The organism is Sphingomonas faeni (genome assembly GCF_040407565.1).
Lineage (GTDB): Bacteria > Pseudomonadota > Alphaproteobacteria > Sphingomonadales > Sphingomonadaceae > Sphingomonas > Sphingomonas faeni_F.
This window is the reverse complement of the sequence record NZ_JAPZPR010000004.1, coordinates 254834-276280: the sequence shown is the minus strand read 5'-3', so window position 1 is coordinate 276280 and position 21447 is coordinate 254834. Positions and strand designations below refer to the sequence as shown.

The 21447-nt window shown below is 66.3% G+C and carries 18 protein-coding genes; 10 read left to right on the top strand and 8 right to left on the bottom strand.

From position 1 onward, the window contains the following. Positions 1-164 precede the first annotated feature (164 nt). From O6Y00_RS10330 to O6Y00_RS10320, 3 genes are read left to right on the top strand one after another with little or no spacing between them, the layout of a single operon-like run. The gene (locus O6Y00_RS10330; protein WP_353442496.1) at positions 165-1442 is read left to right on the top strand and encodes an extracellular solute-binding protein; all 1278 of its coding nucleotides are present in this window, start codon (positions 165-167) and stop codon (positions 1440-1442) included. Continuing rightward, positions 1439-2320, top strand: coding sequence for a carbohydrate ABC transporter permease (locus tag O6Y00_RS10325; RefSeq protein WP_353442495.1), 882 nt, complete (start codon positions 1439-1441; stop codon positions 2318-2320). The genes O6Y00_RS10330 and O6Y00_RS10325 overlap by 4 nt, the downstream gene beginning before the upstream one ends. Continuing rightward, positions 2311-3159 carry a carbohydrate ABC transporter permease gene (locus tag O6Y00_RS10320; protein ID WP_353442494.1) on the top strand — a complete coding sequence of 283 codons (849 nt, stop codon included), beginning with the start codon at positions 2311-2313 and terminating at the stop codon, positions 3157-3159. The genes O6Y00_RS10325 and O6Y00_RS10320 overlap by 10 nt, the downstream gene beginning before the upstream one ends. Here O6Y00_RS10320 and O6Y00_RS10315 read toward each other — a convergent pair. The 3 genes from O6Y00_RS10315 to O6Y00_RS10305 all read right to left on the bottom strand — a co-directional run bounded on the left by O6Y00_RS10315 (position 3120) and on the right by O6Y00_RS10305 (position 5585). Next, the gene (locus O6Y00_RS10315) at positions 3120-4229 is read right to left on the bottom strand and encodes an ABC transporter ATP-binding protein (protein ID WP_353442493.1); all 1110 of its coding nucleotides are present in this window, start codon (positions 4227-4229) and stop codon (positions 3120-3122) included. The genes O6Y00_RS10320 and O6Y00_RS10315 overlap by 40 nt on opposite strands. A gap of 131 nt (positions 4230-4360) precedes the next feature. Further along, complete coding sequence (locus O6Y00_RS10310) at positions 4361-5158, bottom strand: class I SAM-dependent methyltransferase (RefSeq protein ID WP_353442492.1); 798 nt, start codon at positions 5156-5158, stop codon at positions 4361-4363. 217 nt (positions 5159-5375) lie between these two features. Further along, positions 5376-5585, bottom strand: coding sequence for a hypothetical protein (locus O6Y00_RS10305; protein ID WP_353442491.1), 210 nt, complete (start codon positions 5583-5585; stop codon positions 5376-5378). 38 nt (positions 5586-5623) lie between these two features. On the opposite strand from O6Y00_RS10305, the gene O6Y00_RS10300 reads away from it, so the two are divergent. Both O6Y00_RS10300 and O6Y00_RS10295 read left to right on the top strand, forming a co-directional pair. After that, the gene (locus O6Y00_RS10300; protein ID WP_353442490.1) at positions 5624-5830 is read left to right on the top strand and encodes a TOBE domain-containing protein; all 207 of its coding nucleotides are present in this window, start codon (positions 5624-5626) and stop codon (positions 5828-5830) included. 140 nt (positions 5831-5970) lie between these two features. Next, positions 5971-6333 (top strand): winged helix-turn-helix domain-containing protein, encoded by a 363-nt coding sequence (locus tag O6Y00_RS10295; RefSeq protein ID WP_353442489.1) that lies wholly within the window; start codon positions 5971-5973, stop codon positions 6331-6333. Positions 6334-6842: 509 nt separating this feature from the next. Here O6Y00_RS10295 and O6Y00_RS10290 read toward each other — a convergent pair. Continuing rightward, the gene (locus O6Y00_RS10290; protein ID WP_353442488.1) at positions 6843-7181 is read right to left on the bottom strand and encodes a homogentisate 1,2-dioxygenase; all 339 of its coding nucleotides are present in this window, start codon (positions 7179-7181) and stop codon (positions 6843-6845) included. A 294-nt stretch (positions 7182-7475) separates the two neighbouring features. Between O6Y00_RS10290 and O6Y00_RS10285 the strand changes: the two genes are divergently transcribed. Next, entirely contained in the window at positions 7476-9878 is a 2403-nt protein-coding gene (locus O6Y00_RS10285; RefSeq protein ID WP_353442487.1) for a TonB-dependent receptor, read from the top strand. A 117-nt stretch (positions 9879-9995) separates the two neighbouring features. Next, the gene (locus O6Y00_RS10280; protein WP_353442486.1) at positions 9996-10871 is read left to right on the top strand and encodes an SDR family oxidoreductase; all 876 of its coding nucleotides are present in this window, start codon (positions 9996-9998) and stop codon (positions 10869-10871) included. Between the two features lie 522 nt (positions 10872-11393). Here the strand turns inward: O6Y00_RS10280 and O6Y00_RS10275 are convergent. The 4 genes from O6Y00_RS10275 to O6Y00_RS10260 form a co-directional block, all read right to left on the bottom strand. Further along, positions 11394-13790, bottom strand: a complete 2397-nt coding sequence (locus O6Y00_RS10275; protein ID WP_353442485.1) for an ABC transporter permease — start codon at positions 13788-13790, stop codon at positions 11394-11396. Positions 13791-13800: 10 nt separating this feature from the next. Further along, positions 13801-16218, bottom strand: a complete 2418-nt coding sequence (locus tag O6Y00_RS10270; protein ID WP_353442484.1) for an ABC transporter permease — start codon at positions 16216-16218, stop codon at positions 13801-13803. A gap of 126 nt (positions 16219-16344) precedes the next feature. Beyond that, the gene (locus O6Y00_RS10265) at positions 16345-17025 is read right to left on the bottom strand and encodes an ABC transporter ATP-binding protein (RefSeq protein WP_353442483.1); all 681 of its coding nucleotides are present in this window, start codon (positions 17023-17025) and stop codon (positions 16345-16347) included. A gap of 9 nt (positions 17026-17034) precedes the next feature. Then, positions 17035-18333 (bottom strand): efflux RND transporter periplasmic adaptor subunit, encoded by a 1299-nt coding sequence (locus tag O6Y00_RS10260; protein WP_353442482.1) that lies wholly within the window; start codon positions 18331-18333, stop codon positions 17035-17037. 117 nt (positions 18334-18450) lie between these two features. Here O6Y00_RS10260 and O6Y00_RS10255 point away from each other — a divergent pair, with 117 nt between their 5' ends. The 3 genes from O6Y00_RS10255 to O6Y00_RS10245 all read left to right on the top strand — a co-directional run bounded on the left by O6Y00_RS10255 (position 18451) and on the right by O6Y00_RS10245 (position 21278). After that, the gene (locus O6Y00_RS10255) at positions 18451-19674 is read left to right on the top strand and encodes a sigma-54-dependent transcriptional regulator (protein ID WP_353442480.1); all 1224 of its coding nucleotides are present in this window, start codon (positions 18451-18453) and stop codon (positions 19672-19674) included. A gap of 13 nt (positions 19675-19687) precedes the next feature. Continuing rightward, positions 19688-20857: a sensor histidine kinase gene (locus tag O6Y00_RS10250; protein WP_353442479.1), complete on the top strand. Its 1170-nt coding sequence runs from the start codon at positions 19688-19690 to the stop codon at positions 20855-20857. 145 nt (positions 20858-21002) lie between these two features. Then, positions 21003-21278, top strand: a complete 276-nt coding sequence (locus tag O6Y00_RS10245; RefSeq protein ID WP_353442478.1) for a diguanylate cyclase — start codon at positions 21003-21005, stop codon at positions 21276-21278. Positions 21279-21447 lie beyond the last annotated feature (169 nt).

Genomic DNA, 21447 nt, shown 5'->3' with positions numbered 1-21447 from the left:
CTGTTCGCCGGCATTGGCCCCCGCCGGCGTTCGTTATGCTCGGCTTAGGCGCATCGCGGGCCGCGGAGCAAGCATATCGCCTGCGCAAACCCCGCCAAGGCATTAACTTAGCGCAATATTTCGGCGGTTATCGCCTTACGCAGGGGGTGGCGCGGAACGCTGCGATGCGCCACGATCCGACGATGGGGGAGCAGGCGCAGGACTGGACGCGGAGGGCCGCATTGGGGCTCCTGCCGACGCTGGGTCTGGCGGCGTGTGCCGGCACGCGCGGTGCCGAACCGCTGAAATTCTGGGCGATGAGCTACGAGGGCGATTATTCGCCGATGCTGATGCCCGCCTTCACCGCCGCGACGGGGATCGCGGTGGATGTGCAATCCCTCCCGGCGACCGCGAGTCACGAGAAGCTGCTGACCGCACAAGCCGGCGGCGCAATGCCCGACGTGCTGATGCTGTATAACGGCTGGGTGCAGGAGTTCGCGACGATCGGCGCGATCGCACCAATCCCCTCGCCCGCTCTGGTCGCCGACATGTTTCCCGGCGTGCTCGATGCGACGCGCGTGCAGGGGCGCGACTTTGCCGTGCCGTGGTCGGTTGCGCCGCAGGTCCAGTTCTACCGCCGGGATATTCTTGCCAAGGCAGGCTATGCCGCGCCTGCCGAAGACTGGGATGGCTGGCTCCGCATGGGGCATGCGATCAAGCGACAGCGCCCCGACGACTTCGTATTCATGCTCTTGCTCAACTGGCCGGACACGCTCATCACGATGCTTGGCCAGACCGGCGCGACGATGCTCCGCGACCACGATACGCGCGGCAATTTTCAGACGACGGAGGCAAAGGCCGCGTTCGCCTACTACGCGCGGATCTTCGCCGAAGGGCTCGCGCCAAAAGCACTTTCAACCGAGATACAGGATCCGGTCGCGGCCTTCGCACAGGGCTATTTCGCGATCTGGCCGACCGGGCCGACGACCCTGCTCGACCTTCACCGTCGCGCTGCGGAGATACCCGCCGAGCGCTGGGGGACGGCGCGGCTCGCCGGTCCGCATGGGCTCGGCGCGGTATCGGGACTGAGTACCAGCCTATGCGTTTCCGCCTCGACGCCGCGCCCGGCCGAGGCGTGGGCGCTCGTCCGCCATCTCAGTTCGCCGGCAAGCGAACTCCGCTACCAGCGCCTGATCGGCAATCTCCCGGCCCGCCTGAGTGCCTGGTCCTCACCGCAACTCCGCGCACCGATACTCGCGCCGTTCAAGGAGCAGATGCGCTTGCCTGCCGCGGCGCCGAAGGTCATCGAGTGGGAGCGGATCAAGCTCGAGATCCAGTTCGCTGCCGAGCGCGTCGTGCGGGGCGTGCAGACGATCCCCGAAGCGTTGGCCGGGCTCGACACGCGCGTCGACCAGTTGCTTGCCAAGCGCCGCGCGCTGGTCGGGGCGGGGACGCTCGCATGACCCGCCAGGAACGCGCCGCCTGGCTATTCTCGGCACCGGTGCTCGCGATCATCGCGCTGGTCTTCGTCCTGCCGACCGCACTGGCGATGGCGTTGTCGGTCACCGACTACTCGATCTACGCGCTCGCCGACTGGGCGAACCTGCGCTTCGTCGGGCTCGGCAATTTCATCGACCTGTTCTCGACGCCGCTGTTCTGGCGCGCATTGGCCAATACCGCAGTGTTCGCGGTGCTCGGCGTGCCGATGGCGATCGGTACGTCGTTGGCAGTCGCACTGCTGCTGAACGATGCCACCGTGCGGTGGAAGCCGCTGTGGCGCGTGCTGCTGTTCGCGCCCTACGTCACCAGCATCGTCGCGACCGCCGTCGTGTGGCGCTTCCTGTTCAACGAACGCTCAGGGCTGATCAATCGCGCGCTCGCGACGGTCGGGGCAGCGCCGGTCGACTGGCTGGGCAACCCGCACACCTCGATTCCGGCGATCCTGATATTCGTCACCTGGAAGATCTTCGGCTACAACATGATCGTCTTCACCGCCGCGCTGTCGGCGGTGCCGCAGGACCTGATGGAGGCCGCACGGCTCGACGGCGCCGGCCGCTGGGGCCGCTTCCGCCACGTCACCCTCCCCGCGATCGGTCCGACGTTGCTGCTCGCCGCGGTGATGAGCGTCGCGGGCTTCCTCCAGATCTTCGCCGAGCCCTATGTCATGACGCTCGGCGGCCCTGCGCAGAGCACGACGACGATCCTGTATTTCATGTTCGACGAAGGCTTCAAATGGTGGAACCTCGGCCAGGCCAGCGCAGTCGCGTTCGTCCTGTTCCTGATGATCCTCGCGCTGACGATGGTGCAGACGCGGATCGGGAAGCGCTACGAATGGCTCTAAAACCTCGCGCGATCCTCGCCAACGCCGCGGTCGCACTGCTGACCGCGCTGACGATTGCGCCACTGCTCTACATGGTGATCGTATCGTTCATGCCGCGCGGCGAGTCGAGCAATCTGCCGACACCGCTCTGGCCGTCGCACTGGTCGCTGGAAAATTACCACGAACTGCTCGTCCGGCGGCTGATCGACGGCGCGTGGTTCGACTACCGAATCGTCCCCGCGCTGTTCAACAGCGTCGCCATCGCCGCGATCTCGACGCTGCTCGGCCTGCTGCTGACGGTGCCGGCCGGCTACGCCTTCGCCAAGCTCCGCTTCCGCGGGCGCGAGCGGCTGCTGAAGATCCTGATCGCGTCGCTGGTCGTACCGGGACAGGTCGCGATGTTGCCGCTTTTCCTGATCTTCAAGCAACTCGGGCTCGTCAACAGCTATGCCGGCGTGATCCTGCCGAGCCTCGCGGGCATCTTCGCGATCCTGTTCGTGCGGCAGGCGACGCTGGCGATCCCCGACGAGATGATCGACGCGGCCCGGATCGACGGCGCTAGCGAGACGCGGATTTTCGTGACGATCGTCCTGCCGCTCCTCACCCCGATCGTCGTCACACTGGCGCTGTTCATGTTCCTCGGCTCGTGGAACGACTTCCTCTGGCCGCTGATCGTGCTGGCCGACCAGCATCTCTACACGCTGCCGGTCGCGGTCGCCGCGATCGCGCGCGAACATTCGGCGGACGGCGAACTGATGATGGCAGCCGCGGTGGTCACGACGATGCCGGTGCTACTGCTCTTCCTCGCGATGCAGCGTTATTACCTGACCGGACTGCTCGGCGGCAGCGTGAAGGGATAGGCGCGACCATCGGCGCCGAACACATGCGCGTCCTCGGGGGCAACGCCGACGCGGAGGACTTCGCCGAGCGTCACCGACCGATCCCCCGGCAACTGCGCGACGATCGTATCCGCCGCGCCGCGTGCGCCGAGATGCGCGAACGACAACGGCCCGAGCCGCTCGAACAACTCGACCGCGCCGACGAACGGCCCCGCGTCGTCGACATGCAGATGTTCGGGGCGAACGCCGAGCATAACCGCCGAACCGACCGCTTCCGCCGGGACGATCGCGCCGGTCTTCACCGTCTCGCCGCCTGCCAGCCTTACCGTCGTACCGTCAGCCTCGACCGACGCGATCGTCGCCGCGAGCAAATTCATGCCCGGCGACCCGATCGCCGCGGCCACCGCCAGGCTCGCCGGTCGCCGGTACACCTCGATCGGCGGCCCGACCTGCTCCACGCGCCCCTCGCTCATCACGACGATCCGGTTGGCGAGCGTCATCGCCTCGAGCTGATCGTGCGTCACGTAGATCATCGTCGCGCCAAGCTGCTGATGCAGCCGCGCGAACTCGTGCCGCATCCGCGCGCGCAGATTGGCGTCGAGGTTCGACAACGGCTCGTCGAGCAGCAACACCTTGGGCCGCCGCACGACCGCGCGGGCGATCGACACGCGCTGGCGTTGCCCGCCCGACAAGGCACGCGGCCGCCGGTCGAGCAATTCCGACAGGTCGAGCATCGCCGCGACCTCCGCGACCCGCTCGGCAATCTCGCGCTTGGCGACTTTCGCGACCTTCAACGGAAACGCAATATTCTCCGCGACCGTCAAATGCGGGTAAAGCGCGTAGGACTGGAACACCATCGCCAGTCCGCGATCTGACGGCGCCGCGTCGGTCACGTCGCGTCCGCCGATCACCACCCGCCCCGCGCTCGGCACCTCGAGGCCCGCGATCATGCGCAACAGCGTCGACTTGCCGCACCCCGACGGTCCGACAAGCACGACGAACTCACCGTCCGCAATCGTCAGGTCGGTCGGCTCGAGGACGGTCGTTTCGCCGAATTGCTTGGAAAGTCCGCTGATTTCGACGCTCGCCACCACTTATCCTCTCGACTGTCGCGCTTTGCGCTAGCGGCACAATCGGCATCAGGCAAAGCCAGACGCTTAAAACCCAGCTGGCCGAAGCGACGGGCGACAAGCGGGCTGTCCTTCCCGCCTGTTCGCCTCGATCATCGTCCCTTGACGAACCTCAGCGTCAAACGGTCGCTCTCGCCGATGGCGGCGTACTTGGCCCGATCGACATCCTTCAATCGATACGTCGGCGGCAGTGTCCAAACGCCTTCTGGATGATCATGGGTATCCCGCGGGTTGGCGTTGACGCGAGACTCGGCGGCCAGTGTGAAGCCAGCCTCCTGCGCCAGCCGGACTATCGTCGATCGCTTGATATATCCGCTCGTCTTCTCGCGCGCTGTGTCCATGTCTTCCGGCAAGCGATGATCGACCACGCCGAGCACGCCACCCGGTTTGAGCGCGGCATAGAATGCCTTGAACACGCGGCTCGGGACCGCGGGATCATCCTGCATCAGCAAATTGTGGACGTTTCGAAACGTGAGCAGCACATCCGCGCTCCCGGCCGGGATCGTCGATAAGCCAGTCTTGAAGTCGATCGTCGCGACCTCCGTCATGCCGTACGCTGCAGCCTTCTGCGCGAACCCGATGCGAGTGCGTTCGGCCTGCGCAGTCGGTACAAGCGCAATATAGTGCCCGCGGCCCTTCACCAGTGGCGCGAGGATCTCAGTATACCAGCCCCCGGCCGGCAGGAATTCTACGACGGTCTGCGTCGGCTTCACGCCAAAGAAGGCCAACGTCTCCGCGGGGTGACGATAGCGATCGCGCGCGCGGTTCGCAGGTGCGCGGGTCGGCGATGCTAGAGCGGCCGCCACGTCCCGCGGGGCAACGGTCTGTGCCGTCACGCCTGCAGGAAGCAGCACGGTGAAGCAGGCAAATGCAGTGAGCAGACGGTTCATGTCGTTACATCCCAGAAGAATCCTGGAACGAGCATGCCGCGCGCGATCAGGTTGTACAATCTCGGGCAGCGTCGCATCGCGGCGGGGCCCTCATCGCAGACCCTCTCGCAAACGTTCAGGCCCCCTTACAGCGTCTTACTCCGGACGGTCCTTCCGTCTCGACGAGAGGACCGGCTTAAACCCCTCTGCCGCTCGCAATGGAGCCAGTTGCGGGAAGTCAGGACCGCTGGCTGTTTAGCGGCGGATCGCGGTAGCTGACCTTGTGCGGGGCAATCGCCTTGCCGAAACGGCTGGTGAAGAAGGACGGCTGACACAAAACTGCGAAGACGGACGCGATCGCGAGCGGCCGATCGCCAGGTGTTCGCTCCCTTGCAATCGATTGGCCTGCAGGCACCGCGATGGGCCGTTCAAAATAGCGCGTCCGCATGCTACGCGGCCAGTTCCTTCAGTCTTGAGGCTAACCACATGAAGATCAGCGCCCGCAATCAAATCTCAGGCCACGTCGCGAGCATCCAACCCGGGGCCGTGAACGGCTCGGTCAAGGTCGATATCGGCAATGGTATCGTCATCACCGCCAATATTACCGAAGAAGCGATTGCCGATCTCGCCCTCAGCGAGGGGGACCAAGTCACGGTGCTGATCAAGGCAAGCGACGTCCTGATCGGAAAATGACGTGGCGGCCAGCACGTTGAAACCGCAATTCTCTGGTTGGGCCGGTGACGCGATCGGACCGGACGCCGCGGGGGCATCGGCCGGAACCAGCCGCAAGAGGCCAGGAGGGGTAAACCCGTGGCTCTGCATGGAGCGGTCGGATGTCTATTAGCGGACCACTGAAGGTCAACGTGCAGATACTGCGAGGCGCGGAGCCGGCGATCGGGCCGGGTAAGGCACTCGTCCTCGATGCCATCGATCGTACCGGCTCGATCTCGGCCGCCGGCCGCGATCTCGAGATGAGCTACCGGCGGATTTGGCTGCTCGTCGACAGCCTCAACCATGCCTGGATCAAGCCGGTCGTCGAGACCCGCGTCGGCGGTGGAAAGACAGGCGGTGCGCATCTGACCGCGTTCGGCAAGCAGGTGCTTGCCGGCTACCGCGGCATTGAGGCCCGCATGGTCGCAGCCGCTGCGGGCGCGGACTTCGACTGGCTGATCGACGCGCTCAAGCCGGAGGACTGAGTCCGAGAACAATCACCGCGTGTTGCCCACCCTTGCGCTGCCCGGGCCGATCGCGACGGCACCGGCGCCCATCGGCAATTAGCTGGATCAAAGCGGTCGGAAACGTCGATCCGGCTCAGCATCATGCCGTTGGGCCGCTCGCCCATATCGGCGAGGAACCGCGCATAGTCTGCTGACCATGCCGGCGAAATCGCGCCGGGTTCGTGCTCCATCTTCATGCGCTGCCATGCACGATAGGTCCCGTCATGGCGACGGTGCGAACGGTGCCCGTGTTGGATGAGGCGTGCGGCGCTGTTCTCGCGGTGCAGGCAACCACAACTGGCGGTGCTACCGGACCGGACGTTACCTCCTGCCGCCACCACTTCATTGCCACAGTCACATCGAAAGAGCCAATGCGCGTGCCCACTCCGGCTGGTGTGCGCGAAGCCGACGCCAATGAGGCGACCGAAGCGCAAACCGGTCATGTCGATCCTGATCTTCATAGCCTCCTCCGCTGCATATTGGGATACCTATATCTTCGCGGATATAGATGTCGGCGCGTGCGCGACCATCAGCGCAAGCGTGGTGGCGCTGTTGCCTGAAACCTGCAGCAGGTAGCGGCCCGGCTTCAGATCGAAGTCGACCATCTTGCGAATGCCCGAGCAATCAGGACCGTGGTCATGCGCCACTGACACCGCCGGTGTCGTACCGTTCAGGACGTCGATCCATGCCGGAGCGCCCAGCACGACTCGGTAGCGACCGGGTGTGCGAACGTTGAACGCGAAGATGCCGCCGTTGCTGAGCGACGCACCGGGCTTGGCGGGGTGAGCGGCATAGATGATGTCAGGTGTCGGGAGCAGGCTCGCCATGCCACCGGCGCCAAGCGCAAGTGCTGGTGCGGACTTAGCCGTAGCGCCGGCACGAACCGGGTGCTTGCGCGCCCACCCTTCAAGCCCAATCGGAAGCCGGGCCGCTGTCGCCGGGCAAGCGACAGGTGAGTGGCTCATCACCGGCACCGCCTGAGGGCTGGCGGCAAGAATGAGCAGCGGGAGCAGGTTTATCGCCGGCAAGGTCTTCTCCAATCAGTTTGGACCTGTATATGGCCGGATATAGATCCAGCAAAGCCCGCAATAGCGGCGTGTTGGACGAGAAGGGGAATTTCGATGCGTCACCTGCTTTGCGCCGCCAGTCTCATCGCGCTTACCAGTTCCGCCTATGCGCAGGAGGGGGCCGTCCGACCGGGGCATGCGGCGGTTTCGACTGCGGGCGATGTTGATGCCGGTCAGATCGGATTGCCCGAGATCACCGTGACTGCACGCCGCCGGGTCGAGGACGCCCAGCGCATTCCCGGCTCGCTTTCGGTGGTCGGCGGCGAACTGCTCGACCGATCCTACACCGTCAACACGCAGCAACTGTCGCAGCTCGTGCCGTCGCTCAACTACAGCTCGGCGAACCCCCGCAACACCGCCTTCACGATCCGGGGCCTGGGCAGCAGCGTCGTCGCAGTAAGCCAGGCCAATGACGGGCTGGAGCCAGGCGTCGGTTTCTATGTCGACCAGGTGTATCACGCGCGGCCGGCGACCGCCGCGTTCGACTTCAGCGACATCGGCCAGGTGGAAGTGCTGCGCGGGCCGCAGGGGACGCTGTTCGGCAAGAACAGCACGGCGGGCGCAATCAACATGACGACGCGCGCACCGACTTTCACGCCCGAGGCGACCGAGGAAATCACGGTGGGCAGCTTCAACTTCGTCCAGGCGAAGGCAGCGGCTTCCGGCCCGATTACGGACACGCTCGCCTTCCGCATATCGGGCGTCGCCACGCGCCGCGACGGGGTGATCGACAACGTCCGCACCGGCCGCGACCAGAACCAGATCGGCAACCAGGCCGTGCGCGGACAATTGCTGTTCAAGCCGTCCGAGATGTTCCAGGTCAAACTTAGCGCGGACTTTACCAACTTCCAGAGCAACTGCTGCACCCAAGTCTATTACCGCGTCGCCACGCGTGACGTGCCACGCACGGCGACGCGCCAGTTTGCCGGCCCGACCGGTCTTGCCGCACAGTTCAATTACACTCCGCCCAGCACCAATCCCTATGACCGCGTGACCGACATCGACGCGTCGCTAGGCGTCGATACGAACGAGGGCGGCGTCGCGGCGATCGCCGACTGGACTCTCGGCGGTGCGACGCTGACGTCGGTCAGCGCGTGGCGCTTCTGGAACTGGGACGCCGCCAACGACCGCGACTATACCGGCATCCCGATCCAGATCGAGCAGCACATTCCCTCGCGCCAGGACCAGTACAGCCAGGAGCTGCGCCTCGCCTCGAACGGCGACCACGCGCTCAGCTACGTCGGCGGACTGTATTTTTTCCGCCAGCGCGTGGAGGGTCGGCCGATCTCGATCTATGGTCCGGCCGCCGCGCGCTATCTGATCGGAACGACCACCGGCGCAAACGCCACCCCGGTGCCCGCCAACCTGCTCGACGGCTATGGCACCGACGGTCGTACCGATTTCCAGTCGAACAGCTATGCTGCGTTCGGCGAGGTCAACTGGCGGCCGGTCGACCGGCTCACCCTGACCGGGGGCCTGCGCTATACCTATGAGCACAAGACCGGCACCTACGACACGTTCGTGTTCGGCGGGCCCGCCACCACCAGTCCCGCGCTCGTCACCGCGAGGCTGGGGATCCTGCGCGGCCAGACCTATGCAGCCAAGGTGAACGACGGTGCGCTGACGGGTCGCGCCAACATCGCATGGCAGGCCACCGACACCGTGCTCGGCTATGCAAGCTATGCCCGCGGCGAGAAGTCCGGCGGCATCAACATGTCCGGTCTGCCGCTCAACGACCAGAACCTGCCGGCGCTTGGTACTGCGGTCGTTCGCCCGGAAAAGAATACGGCGTATGAAGTTGGCCTGAAGACCCGCCTGTTCGACAACCGGCTGACGTTCAATGTCGACGCCTTCTATACCCGCGTTACCGACTTCCAGACCAACGTCAGCGATACTCGCGCCGCGGCCGCGCTGCGCACGTATCTTGCCAATATTCCAAGGGTGACGTCGAAGGGCGTGGAAGCCGACGCCGTCGCGGCCGTCACGCGGGATTTCTCGCTGCGCGCTTCGGTCGCTTACGCAGACGGCAAGTATGACCGCTACCCGACCGGCCCCTGTCCGATCGAGTTGATCGGCAACACGGCAGCATCGTGCAACCTGAGCGGTACGGGTCTGCCCGGCCTTCCGAAATGGTCCGCGACCGTGGGGGGCGACTACGTTCTGCCGGTCGAGACCCTGGGCGGAAGCCTGATCGCGCACGCCGATGCCAATTACCGCAGCAAGCAGTTCGGCGATCCGACGGGGTCGCGCTTCACGACGATCGGCAGCTACACGGTCGTCAACGGGAGCGTTGGCTATCGTAACAGCAAGGGCTGGGAACTCGCCGTATTCGCGCGCAACCTGTTCGACCGCGACTATATCCAGAACGTCACGATCCAGGCCGGCAATTCGGGCCTGATCCTGGCAACACCAAGCGACCCTCGCACCATCGGGCTGACGTTCCGCGCGCATCAATGATGATCGGGGATTGGACATGCGATCGCCCGTCCCCGCTTCCCACCTTCGGACATCCAGTGGCACGGCACGTTATGCGTCGCGAACCGTTTGCAGCTGACCCCCTCAGCAGGAACCGCTATGACCAACGATCCGCGCACGAGCCAGCCAACGAGTTTTCCTGATGAGCCGCGCCAGCCGCGCCCCGGTTTGACGGCCGCGATGCGAACCAAGCCTGATCACGGCGAGGAAAGCTACGTCGGCAAGGGACTGCTCAAGGGCAAGGTGGCGCTCATAACCGGCGGTGACTCCGGTATCGGTCGGGCAGTGGCGATTGCCTATGCCCGTGAAGGTGCAAGCGTTGCCATCTCCTACCTTGCGGACGAACAGGCCGACGCCGAAGATACGCGGACCTGGGTCGAAAAGGCCGGACAGCGGTGCGTCTTGCTGCCGGGCGATATTCGGGACCGGGATCACTGTGCCAACCTTGTCGAGCGTACGATCGCGGAACTCGGCGGCATCGATGTCCTCGTCAACAACGCCGCGGCCCAGACGATGAACGCGGGACTCGACAGCATCGACGATGACGAGATGCAGGGCGCTTTGGCCGCTAACGTCTTTGCCATGATCCGTTTGGCCAAGGCAGCCGTGCCGCACATGAAGCCTGCCTCGGCGATCATCAACACGACCAGCGAACAGGCCAAGGTGGCCGGCAAAAACATGATCGTCTATGCAGCGACCAAAGGCGCTATCTCGAGCCTGACAGTGGGCCTGTCCAACCTGCTATCCGGCGAGGGAATTCGCGTGAACGCGGTGGCGCCCGGCCCGATCTGGACGCCGATCCAGCCGATCGCGAAGTCGCCGGAGGAGCTGGAGACGCTCGGGCAGGACACGCCGATCGGCCGCGCCGGGCAACCGGGCGAACTTGCGCCTGCCTATGTCATGCTGGCGTCGGCGGAAGGCAGCTACATGTCCGGCAACGTCGTGGCCGTTACCGGCGGCGTGCCGATTTCCTGAGCGCGAAGCCTAATCCTCAGCCGATTGCACGTTCGCAGTCGGCTGAGGTTGTTGTCGTCCGCAACGAAATCGACACTGCGCGACCAACCACGGACTCGATGCCATCGCAGGGTCCTCGTCATAGCCGGTGAGACGTATCTAAATATCATGTCCGGCCCGAACGTCGGGAACACGTCGCCGCAATGCATGCTCGAGCGGCCTCCGATTGCGGCGCTCATGATCTGCATCGTCAGCGATGTCGGTCAGGATAGGAGGACGTAAAGCTCTCTCGCGGGGCGGTCCCGATCGGCAAGTCCTCGCAGAGCGACGCCCCCTAAGTGGCCGACCAGGCCAATCGAGTGACGCCTCGACCATTCACAGCTCTACGTACGCCTCGCGTAGGGACGCAACCATGCGGAGATGGCTCGTCACCTGCGATTTGTCTCCGGTCGATTTACTGCCACCGAACCGTTGGCGGCACGGTGGTCGCCCTATTTGGCATGCCAGCGCGTTTTCGCCTTGAAACGCGCCTGCTTCAATACCCTAGAACTGGCGCAGCGCGCGCGCGGGTTCTGCCCTTGCGACGCGCCATACCTGGCTTGAAACCGTCGCCGCGGCGATGACCAGCGCGAGCGCACTGGCGGCAACGAAATAGACGAGCGAGAGGCCGATCCGGTCGTCGAACCCGCTGAGCCAACGCGACATGGCGACCCACGCGATCGGCCAGGCGATCGCGTTCGCAAGTAGGACCGGCTTGAGGAACTGAACCAGCAGCAACCGCATCACGTCGCCGGTCGAGGCCCCAAGCACCTTGCGGATACCGATCTCCTTGACCCGCCGCATGACATCGAACGCCGCCAGGCCATAGAGTCCGAGACACCCGATCGCGACCGCCAGCACCGCGCCGGCTGTGAACAACCGCGACCGCTGGACGTCCTGGCGATAATAGGATTCGTACAGTTTCTGGTCGACCGTCGTCGCTGCGGGCGGAACCGCGGGGGCGATACGATGCCATGCGATTTCCAGCTGTTGCAGGACGGTTGCGGGGTCGGCCGACGTGCGGACCACCAGGAGGGCGCTGGAGCCACCACCCGGCTGATAGCCGTAGGCGAACGCCTCGACCGGCTCGCGTGGCGTACCGAAGCGCATGTCGGCGACGACACCAACGATCCTTACCGCCGCGTCTTCGAGCGAAACGATCTGGCCAATCGCCTCGTCGGCGCGGTCGAACCCCAGGCGCCGAGCTGCAGTACGGTTCAGCATGATGTTCGCCACCCTGCCCGCGGAGGCCTTGGTGCCGGTGTCGGCATGACCGATGTCTAGCGCGAAACGATCGGGGTCGAACACCCGACCTGCCAGCAGCCGGGCTCGGTAGGTTTCGAAAAAATGCTCGCCCACCGTGGCTTGGACGATCATCGGCGGCTCGCCTATCGCGCCCGCGCGTTTCATCTTGGCGATCGCGAACGTGCCGCCGCCGGGCGCGACGCCGCTCGTCGTGATGGCGGCAACCCCGCGGGTCTTGCGCACCGCGTCGATCAGCCGGGCACGTTGGCCCGGATCTAGCGCTGGGTCGCTGAAACCGCTCATCATGATGAGCCCGTCGCGCGCGAAGCCGATATCCGCCTGCTGGACATGCCGGGTCTGCGCGAACAGCACCACCGTCCCAATCATCAGCGCGACGGCGATGCCGAACTGGGTCAGGACGAGCGCCTTGCGCAGCCGTGCGCCCGCCCGGTCGCCACCCGGGGTCCGCGCAGCCGCGAGCACGCCCGCGGGTAGGAACCGCGATATCACGAAGGCCGGGTAGAACCCTGCGAGCAGCGTCACCAGAAAGATCATCGCCACGAGCGGCGGCAGAATCGACCCAGCCCCCCAATAGACGATGGATAAATCGGTGCCGCCGACCGCGTTGACGAACGGAAGCGCGATCTCGGCAAGCGCCAGCCCGATCACCGCCGCCAGCGTCACGGCGGATAGCGCCTCGACGAGCAATTGGCCGATCAACATCCGCCGGGTCGCGCCTACCACCTTGCGCATCGCGATTTCCCGCGCCCTGAGCCCTGCGCGCGCGGTCGCGAGATTGACGTAATTGACCACCGCCAGCAACAGCGCGACGATCCCCACGCCGCCCAGCACGGCGACGACCGTGCCGACCCCGTTGCCGGCGAGGTGCAGACCGGCGAGCGGCACGATGCGTTCCTTCAGGAACTGGCGTGCGTCGACATTGAAATCGGGGTCCGGGTGGCGTCGCATGAACGTGCGAACCCGATCGGCCGTCGCGGGATCGGAGAGAGCCAGGAACGTCACGACGCCATAGCTGGTGGACCGAGCATCGTCGGCCGGTTCCGCCGGGATCGCCGCGAACAGGACACTGGCATATGTCTGGTTCTTCGGCAGGTCCGCGATCACCGCCCCGACCCGGTAGGTGCGAGCCTTGCCGTCGATCGCGACCGTCAGCGTCCGTCCGAGTGCGCTCGCCTTCCCGAAATACGTCGCCGCGACGCTTTGAGCGACGACGATCCCATCGGGGCGGGCGAGCGTGCTCGCGGTATCCCCCTCGACGACGGGAAATGGGAAGATCCGAAAATAATCCCGGTCGACCAACGCCAGTTTGCGCGTCGTGCTCGTACTCCCGACCAGCACCGTCGCTGTGTCGTAGAGCGTCATCCGCGCCGCGACGAGATTGGGGAACGCCGTCGCCAATTGACCGGCGAGCGTGCGCGAAGACGGGATCCGCACCTCGGGGTTGCCGGGAAACTGGATACTGCGCTCGATCGTCCAGACCCGCTCCCATCCCGGCAAAACGCGGTCGTAGTTGGTCTCGAACCGGACGAACAGCATCAGTACCACGAACACCCCGATGCCGAGCGCGAGCCCGCCGATGTTGAGGATCGCGTAGAGGCGATGCCGGGTGAGCGAGCGATACAGCGTCAGAAACATCGATCGGCCCCTATTCGTGACGCAGCGCGCGCGCGGGTTCGGCGCGCGCGACGCGCCACGCCTGGCCGAAGACGGTGGCGCTCGCGATGCCGATCGCGGCGAGCGAGGCGGCGACGAAGAACAACGGCGACAGCGCGATCCGGTCGTCGAACCCGCCGAGCCAGCGCTGCATCGCCACATAGGCAAGCGGCCATGCGACGAGGTTGGCGAGCATCACGGGGCGCAGGAACTGCCCGATCAGCAGCCGCAGTACCTCGGTCGTCGAGGCGCCGAGCGTCTTGCGGATGCCGATCTCCTTGACGCGCCGGGCGGTGTCGAACGCTGCCAGACCATAGAGCCCGATACAGCCGATCAGAACCGCCAGCACCGTGCCGACCGTGAACAGGCGCGAGCGTTGCGCGTCGGCCTTGTAGTAACGCTCGTACAGATTGTCCTCGACCGAGCGCGCCTCGAACGGGACGCCGGGCACGACGCGCTTCCACGCCGCCTCCAGCGCGGCCATCATCGTCTTGGCGTCGCGCCCTGCATAGCGGACCGCGGCGAACGGCGAGAGGATATCGACGGTGTTGTAGCTGTACGCGACCGGCGTGACCGGGTCGCGCGGGCTCCGGAAGCGCAGATCGTCGACCACGCCGACGATCGTGGAGTCCCGCTCGCCATCATTGATCACCTGCCCCAGTGCAGCCGTCGGCGACGCGAAGCCCAGCGCGGTCACCGCCGTCCGGTTGATCACCACGTTCGGCCCCACCCGCTTGCGTTCGGCGAGCGTCAACAGGCCGCGGTCGTCGGCGTGCGCGGCGTCGAACAAGCGCCCCGCGACGAGGCGCGCGCCGTACACGCGGAAATAGTCGCGGCCCGTGCCGACATCCATCAGCGATATCTTGCCGCCGGACACCCCGGCGCGGTTGTACCCCGAGAAATTGGTCGTGCTCTGGTCGCCCGGCGCGTTGTTCGCGACCGTGACCCCGGTGACGCCCGGTGCCGATGCGAGGCTGCGCAGGATAGCCGCTCGCCGCGGGGAATCGATCCCGCCGATCATCAGCGACCGCACGATCATCAATCCGTCGCGACGAAACCCGAGATCGGCGTCACGGATATGCTCGGTCTGGCTGAGCATGATGCCGGTCGCGATGGCGAACGCGATCGCGATCGCGAACTGGACCACCACCAGCGCACTGCGCAGGCGGGTTCCGCTGCGCCCACCACCGGGCGCGCGCGTCGAGGCAAGCACGGCGGCCGGGCGAAATCCCGACAGCACGAACGCCGGATACATCCCCGCGACCAGCGCGATCGCGAGGATCAGCGCGACCAGCGGCAGCAGGACGCCGTCCCAGCCGACATAGTGGATCGCCAGCGTCGTCCCGCCGAGCGCGTTGACGAAGGGCAGCGCGATCTCGGCGAGCGCAAGCCCGATCAGCGCCGCCACCGCCACGGTCGCCAGCGCCTCGCCGAGGAACTGGCGCACGAGCGATGCCCGCGTCCCCCCCAGCACCTTGCGCATCGCCACTTCGCGCGCACGCAATCCAGCGCGGGCAGTGGCCAGATTGACGTAGTTCACGATCGCGATCAGCAGCGTCAGCAAGCCGACCGCGCCCAACGTCGTGACGATCGCACGGTCGCCCGGACTGTAGAGATGCATCGCGGTCAGCGGCCGCAGCGACTGAAAATACTCGCCCTTCTTGACGTTGCCGCCAGCATAGGCACGACGATCGAGGAAAGCAGGCAACTGAGCCTCGAACGCGCGCGCCGCGGCGGTATCGGGGAAGCGCAGCAGCGTGGTCAGCGATGCACTGCCCCAGTGATCCCACCATTCGTTACCGAACCGCGCCGGCACGAGTTGCGCGAACATCTCACTCTTGAAAGTGACGTCGTCGGGCATGTCGCGCAGCACCGCGCCGACGCGGTAGGGATAGGTCGTCCCGTCGATCGACAGCTGCAACGTTCGGCCGATCGCCGGCTGGCTGCCGAAATATTTCCGCGCGGTCTGCTGCGTGACGATCAGGCCGTTCGGGTCGGCAAGCGTCGCTGCCGGATCCCCCTCGACCGCAGGAAACCGCATCAGGTCGAAGAAGTTCGGGTCGACCGTCCCGAGATTCTCGGCGGTCGCCTGCCCGCCCTGCTGCACAGTTGCCGCCGTGTCCATGTACCGCGTGCCGATCAGCTGCGGATAGTCGGCGCGCAACTGTTTGAGCTCGTTGCCCATCGTGCTCGGGCTGGTGTCCGCCGGATAGCCCGGCATCACATAGCGCTCCTCGATCACCCACAGCCGATCCTGTTGCGGCAGCACCCGGTCATACCCGGTCTCGAACCGGACGAAGAGGAACAGCACGAGGAATGTCGCGATCCCCAGCGCGAGTCCGCCGATGTTGAGCAGCGCGAACAAGCGGTGGTGCGCGAGCGAACGATAGAGGCTGGTGAGCGCGGACATGGCAGTTCCTTCAGGCGTCGCTTGCGGTATCGGGGCCGGGCTTGGGGCCGGGCTTGGTCGCCGCGAGATGGCGGACGAGCACCACCACGAGCAGCATCAGCACGATCATCTGGAGCGAGCGACGCATCATGCCGCGCGCCGGGCGGATGACAGGATCCGGCCGTCGAGCATGTGCACCGTCCGCTTGGCGATATCGGCATGCGACGGACTGTGCGTGACCATCACGATCGTCGCGCCTTCCGCATTGAGCTGGCCGAGGATGTCCATCACCTGCGCACCGTTCTCGGTATCCAGGTTGCCCGTCGGCTCGTCGGCGAGGATCAGCCGCGGCTCGCCGACGATCGCGCGGGCGATCGCGGCGCGCTGTTGCTGCCCACCCGACAATTGATGCGGATGATGACGCTGGCGGTGCGCGATACCGACCCGGTCCATCGCCGCCGCGACGCGGTCCTTCTTCTCGCGCGCGGGCATCGTCCGATAGGCGAGACCCAGCGCGACGTTTTCGGCGATCGTCAGCTCGTCGATCAGATTGAAGCTCTGGAACACGAAGCCCAGCCGGTCGCGCCGCAGCCTGGCGAGCTCGGCCTCGGGCGCGCGCGCGATATCGGCACCTTCGAACAGATATCGCCCATCGGTCGGCCGGTCGATCGTCCCGATGATGTTGAGCAAGGTCGATTTGCCACACCCCGACGGCCCCATGATCGCGACGAACTCGCCCGCCTCGACGGCGAGATCGATGCCGCCGAGCGCGGTCGTCTCGATCTCGTCCGAGGCATAGGTGCGGCTGAGGTCCTGTAACTGGATCATGATCGAATCCTATCGGATGAGGAGGGTCTGGAAGGGGGTGTAGGTGCCGAGCGCGGTGGTCACGATCCGCTCGCCCGGCGCGAGGCCGGAGACGATCTCGACCTGATCGGGATTGCGCCGGCCGGTGACGATCGGGCGCCTGACGGCTTTCTTGTCGCCGTCGAGTACGAACGCGGTGGTGCCGCCCGCGTCGAGCCAGCCGCCCGAGGGCGCGACCACCGCAGGCCGGTCCGCGCCGAGCACGAGCCGCACGTCGAGCGTCTGGCCGCGGTTCAGGCCGGCCGGCACCGCGCCGCGAAAGCCGAGTTCGACGCGGAACCGACCGTCGGTCACCTGCGGCAGGATCTTGATGACCGCCATCGGATAGCTGCGTCCGTCGATATCGGCGACGGCGGCAAGCCCGGACCGGACCCGCCCGAGATAGAATTGGTCGACATCGGCGGTCAGCTTCCACTGACCCTCGGAGTCGATCTGCCCGACTGGATCACCGCTTTTGAGCGTCTGGCCGGGTTGCAGCGTGAACGCGGTCAATCGCCCCGCGACCGGCGCGCGGAGCACCAGCGCGGACAGGCTCGCGCGGACCATCGCGAGGCTCTCGCGCAACTGCCGTGCGGTCGCGGCGATCCCCGAGGACTGGTCGGCGAGCGTCGCGCCGGCCTCCGCGGTACCACGGTCGAGCGCGGCGACGCGCGCCTGCTGGTAGCCGAGGTCCTCGCGCACTGGATCGATTGCGGCACGCGTGATGATCCCCTTGTCGAACAGGACCTGCTTCTGTGCGAGCAAGGTGCGGGCCTTGGACAGCGCGTTGCGAGCTTCGGCGAGATCGCGCGCGCCGTCCTGCCGGGTGTTCTGGACCGACAACCGCTGGCCGCTGATCGCGCTCAGTTGCCCGACGATATCGGCGGACCGGCTCGCGACGTCGAGTTCGAGCGACGGGTTCGACAAGCGTGCGAGCGGCGTGCCGGCGGCGACCATCGCGCCATCGCTCGCGGCGAGTTCGGCGACCTGCCCGCCGGAGATCGCGGTCACGAACACGGTGCGCAAGGGCGCGACCTCGGCACGGAGCGGTACGAAATCGCGGAACGGCGCGCGCGTCACGGCGCCGGTCCGGATCGCGGCTGCATCGACGGTCAGCGCGTTTGCCCCCGGCATCATCAGCCACAGCAACACTGCCGCCGCCACCACCGCGAGCCCGATCGCACCGCGCACGATCCGCTGGCGCCGCCTGGCATGCGGACGCTCGATGCGCCGGTCCATCGCGGCGCCGGTTCCAGGCAGTTCAGTTGCAGCTGAGGTCGTCTCCGTCATGCGGACAGTGTACCGGATCAGTCATCACGATCCTAAGCAGCTGAGACTACACGCATTTCTGAAGAATGAAGCGGCCCCGAACAGTGCGACTGTACCAACTGTCCGTTTCCGGACACTATGCCGGTCATGTCAACCGAATCGCATATCCTGGTCATCGACGACGATCCCGACATCGCAAAAGCCGCACGCCTGTTGTTGGAGCGGCACGGAATGCGCGTGTCGACCGCGGCGGATCCGGAAGCGGCGTGGGTGCTGCTCGCGAGCGAACCGATCGACGTCATCCTGCTCGACCTCAATTTCGCGCGCGGGCGGACCACCGGCGACGAGAGCTTCGCGATGCTCGACCGGCTGATCGCGGCGGACGCGCGGGCCGTCGTCGTGGTCGTGACGGGACATAGCGGGATCGCCGTCGCAGTCCGTGCGATGCGCAGTGGCGCGACCGATTTCGTGATCAAGCCCTGGAACAACGAACGCCTGCTGACGACAGTCGAACGCGGGCTGGCGTTGCGCCGCGCAAGGCTGGAGGCAGCAGCGACACCCCCGGTCGCCGGCGGCGTTCTGCTTGGGGAAAGCGCCGGGATATCGCGCGCGCGCGATCTGGTCGCGCGCGTCGCGCCTAGCTCGGCATCGATGCTGGTCCACGGTGCGGCCGGCACCGGCAAGACGCTGATCGCGCAGCTGATCCATCAGGCATCGCCACACGCGCACCGGCCGCTCGTTGTCCTCGATGCGGAAGCTGCGGATGCCGACGGGATCGCCGCGCAGACCGCCGCGGCAGCGGGTAGCCTGCTGGTGATCGATCATATCGACCGCCTGCCACGCGCACTCCACGCGACGCTCCTGCACGCAGTAGCCGGCACACGCACCGTCGCGACGACGCGGCTCGACCGTGCCGGCATCCGGACCGCGATCGGCGAAGACCTGCTCGATAGGGTCGGCACGATCGAGGTCGCATTGCCCCCGCTGGTCGATCGTGCGGGCGACGCGGTACTGCTCGCGCGGCATTTCCTGGCGCTGTTCGCCTATCGCCACGCGAGGCCGACGATGGCGCTCGCCCCGGAAACCCTCACCGCGATCGCCGCGGACCGCTGGCCCGACAACGTCCGCGGCCTGCGCCAGGCGATCGAGCGCGCGGTGTTGCTCGGCAGCGGCGACCTGATGCTGTCGCCTGATACCATGGAGCCGACCCCGCTCGCGCCCGACCTGTCGCTGGCGCGCAACGAACAAGCGCTGATAACCGCCGCGCTCGAACGTCACGCGTTCAACGTCAGTCGTGCCGCCGCACAGCTCGGGCTGACACGCGCCGCCTTATACCGGCGGATGGCACGCTATGGCCTCTGAGCGGGTTCACGCCATGCTGCGCGCGCTCATCGTCGCCGCGACCGGTGCCGTCGGCGCAGTCGCGGCGATGCGCGGGCTGTATGCGACCGCTTTGCTCGCCGCGCTGATCGCGGTCTGGATCGCCGCGCTCGATCTGATCGACACCCGTCCGCGCCCGCCACTGCCGCCGCCGCTCGCGACCGTTTCCGATCGAGACGAGGAACGCCGGCGCCTGAACGCCTATCTCGACCTGTCCCCCGCCCCCCTCGTCGCGCTCGACGACGGCCGCCTGCACGTCGTCAACCGGGCCGCGCGGCGCTTGCTCGGCGCAAGCGACTTCGTCGTCGAGCCCCCCGAGGGACTCGTGGCTGCGCTCGCCGACACCCGCCCCGGCCGCACCGCGACGATCGAGATCGGTCACGACGGCGACGTCCGGAGCTTCGCGCTGGCCACGGGCGATCTTGCGCTCGCGGGCCGGATGACGCGGATCGGTGCGCTGATCGACATCGATGCCGAACTCAAGGCCGCCGAGGCCGCCGCGTTGCGCGAACTCGTCCAGGTCTTGAGCCACGAGATCGTCAACGCGCTCACCCCGATCGCCTCGCTGGCGGAAACCGCGGTGGCGATGCTCGACGATCCCGAGCCCGCGCTGCCTCGGGTCCGCGACGCGATCGAGACGGTCGCGCGCCGTGCCGCCAGCCTGCACCGTTTCGGCGAAAGCTACCGTGCATTGGCGAAACTGCCCGCCCCCTCGGTGGAGCGGATCTCACTGGCTGGGTTCGTCAGCGATCTGGCAGCATTGTTTACGACGAGATGGCCGACGATCACGTTTACGACCGACCTTCTGGACGCACCCGCCTATCTGCTGGCCGACCCGGACCAGCTGACTGCAGCGCTTTGGGCGGTGCTGCAGAATGCAGCCGAAGCGCTGCATGACCTGCCCAATGCGCGCGTCACGCTGACCATCTCCGCCTTTGTCGGCCAAACCCAGTTCACGATGACGGACACCGGCCCGGGTATTCCAGCCGTCGACCAGGCCGACATATTCCGCCCGTTCTTTACTACCAAAACCGAGGGTACGGGCGTGGGGCTGGCGCTCGCCCGGCAGATCTTCCGCGGACACAACGGCGATCTCGGCCTCGCACATTCACTACCCGGGAGAACGCGGTTCGAGGGAACGATTCCTTCCGTGCTGTCCAACTGAGCGCTTGCTAGCGCATAAAACGCGATAGTCGGCTTAGCTAAGGCGAAAACCGTTTCCACATGAGCGTGCTGACCGAGAACATTGCCTCCGCGCGGTGAACGACCCCCTGCAGCGATCGCTCCGTGAACATACGATTTGCGAGCAAATGATCGGCGTGTTCAACTGTCGCAACTCGGACGAAGCGTTGACGCTGGAGATCGCCCGCGCAGCCCTAGCCAGCGGCCCGCTCAGCCTCGTCAATTGCGACATCAAACATTTCGAGCGGTTCAAAGCCGACTTCGGCCACGATGCCGGCGACGCCGTGCTGCAGACGGTTGCCGCAGAGCTGCGCAGCCGGTGCCGTCGTCTGTCGCTTCGGCGGCGCGGGGTTGGCGATCATCGCGCCAGGTACACGGCCGGAAGCGCTCGCTCAGCGCGTTGAGATCGTCCGTCAGGCGATCGCCGAGTTGAACGTCCGCCATGGCAAACGCGCGCTTAGCTCGACGGCATCGACAAGGTTGCCCCTCCCTCAGGCAGCGGACAGGGCTTCGTATCAATCCAAGCGCGATCGCCGCGACCGCGCGGCCATTCGGCATGCTTGCGCCTTGATC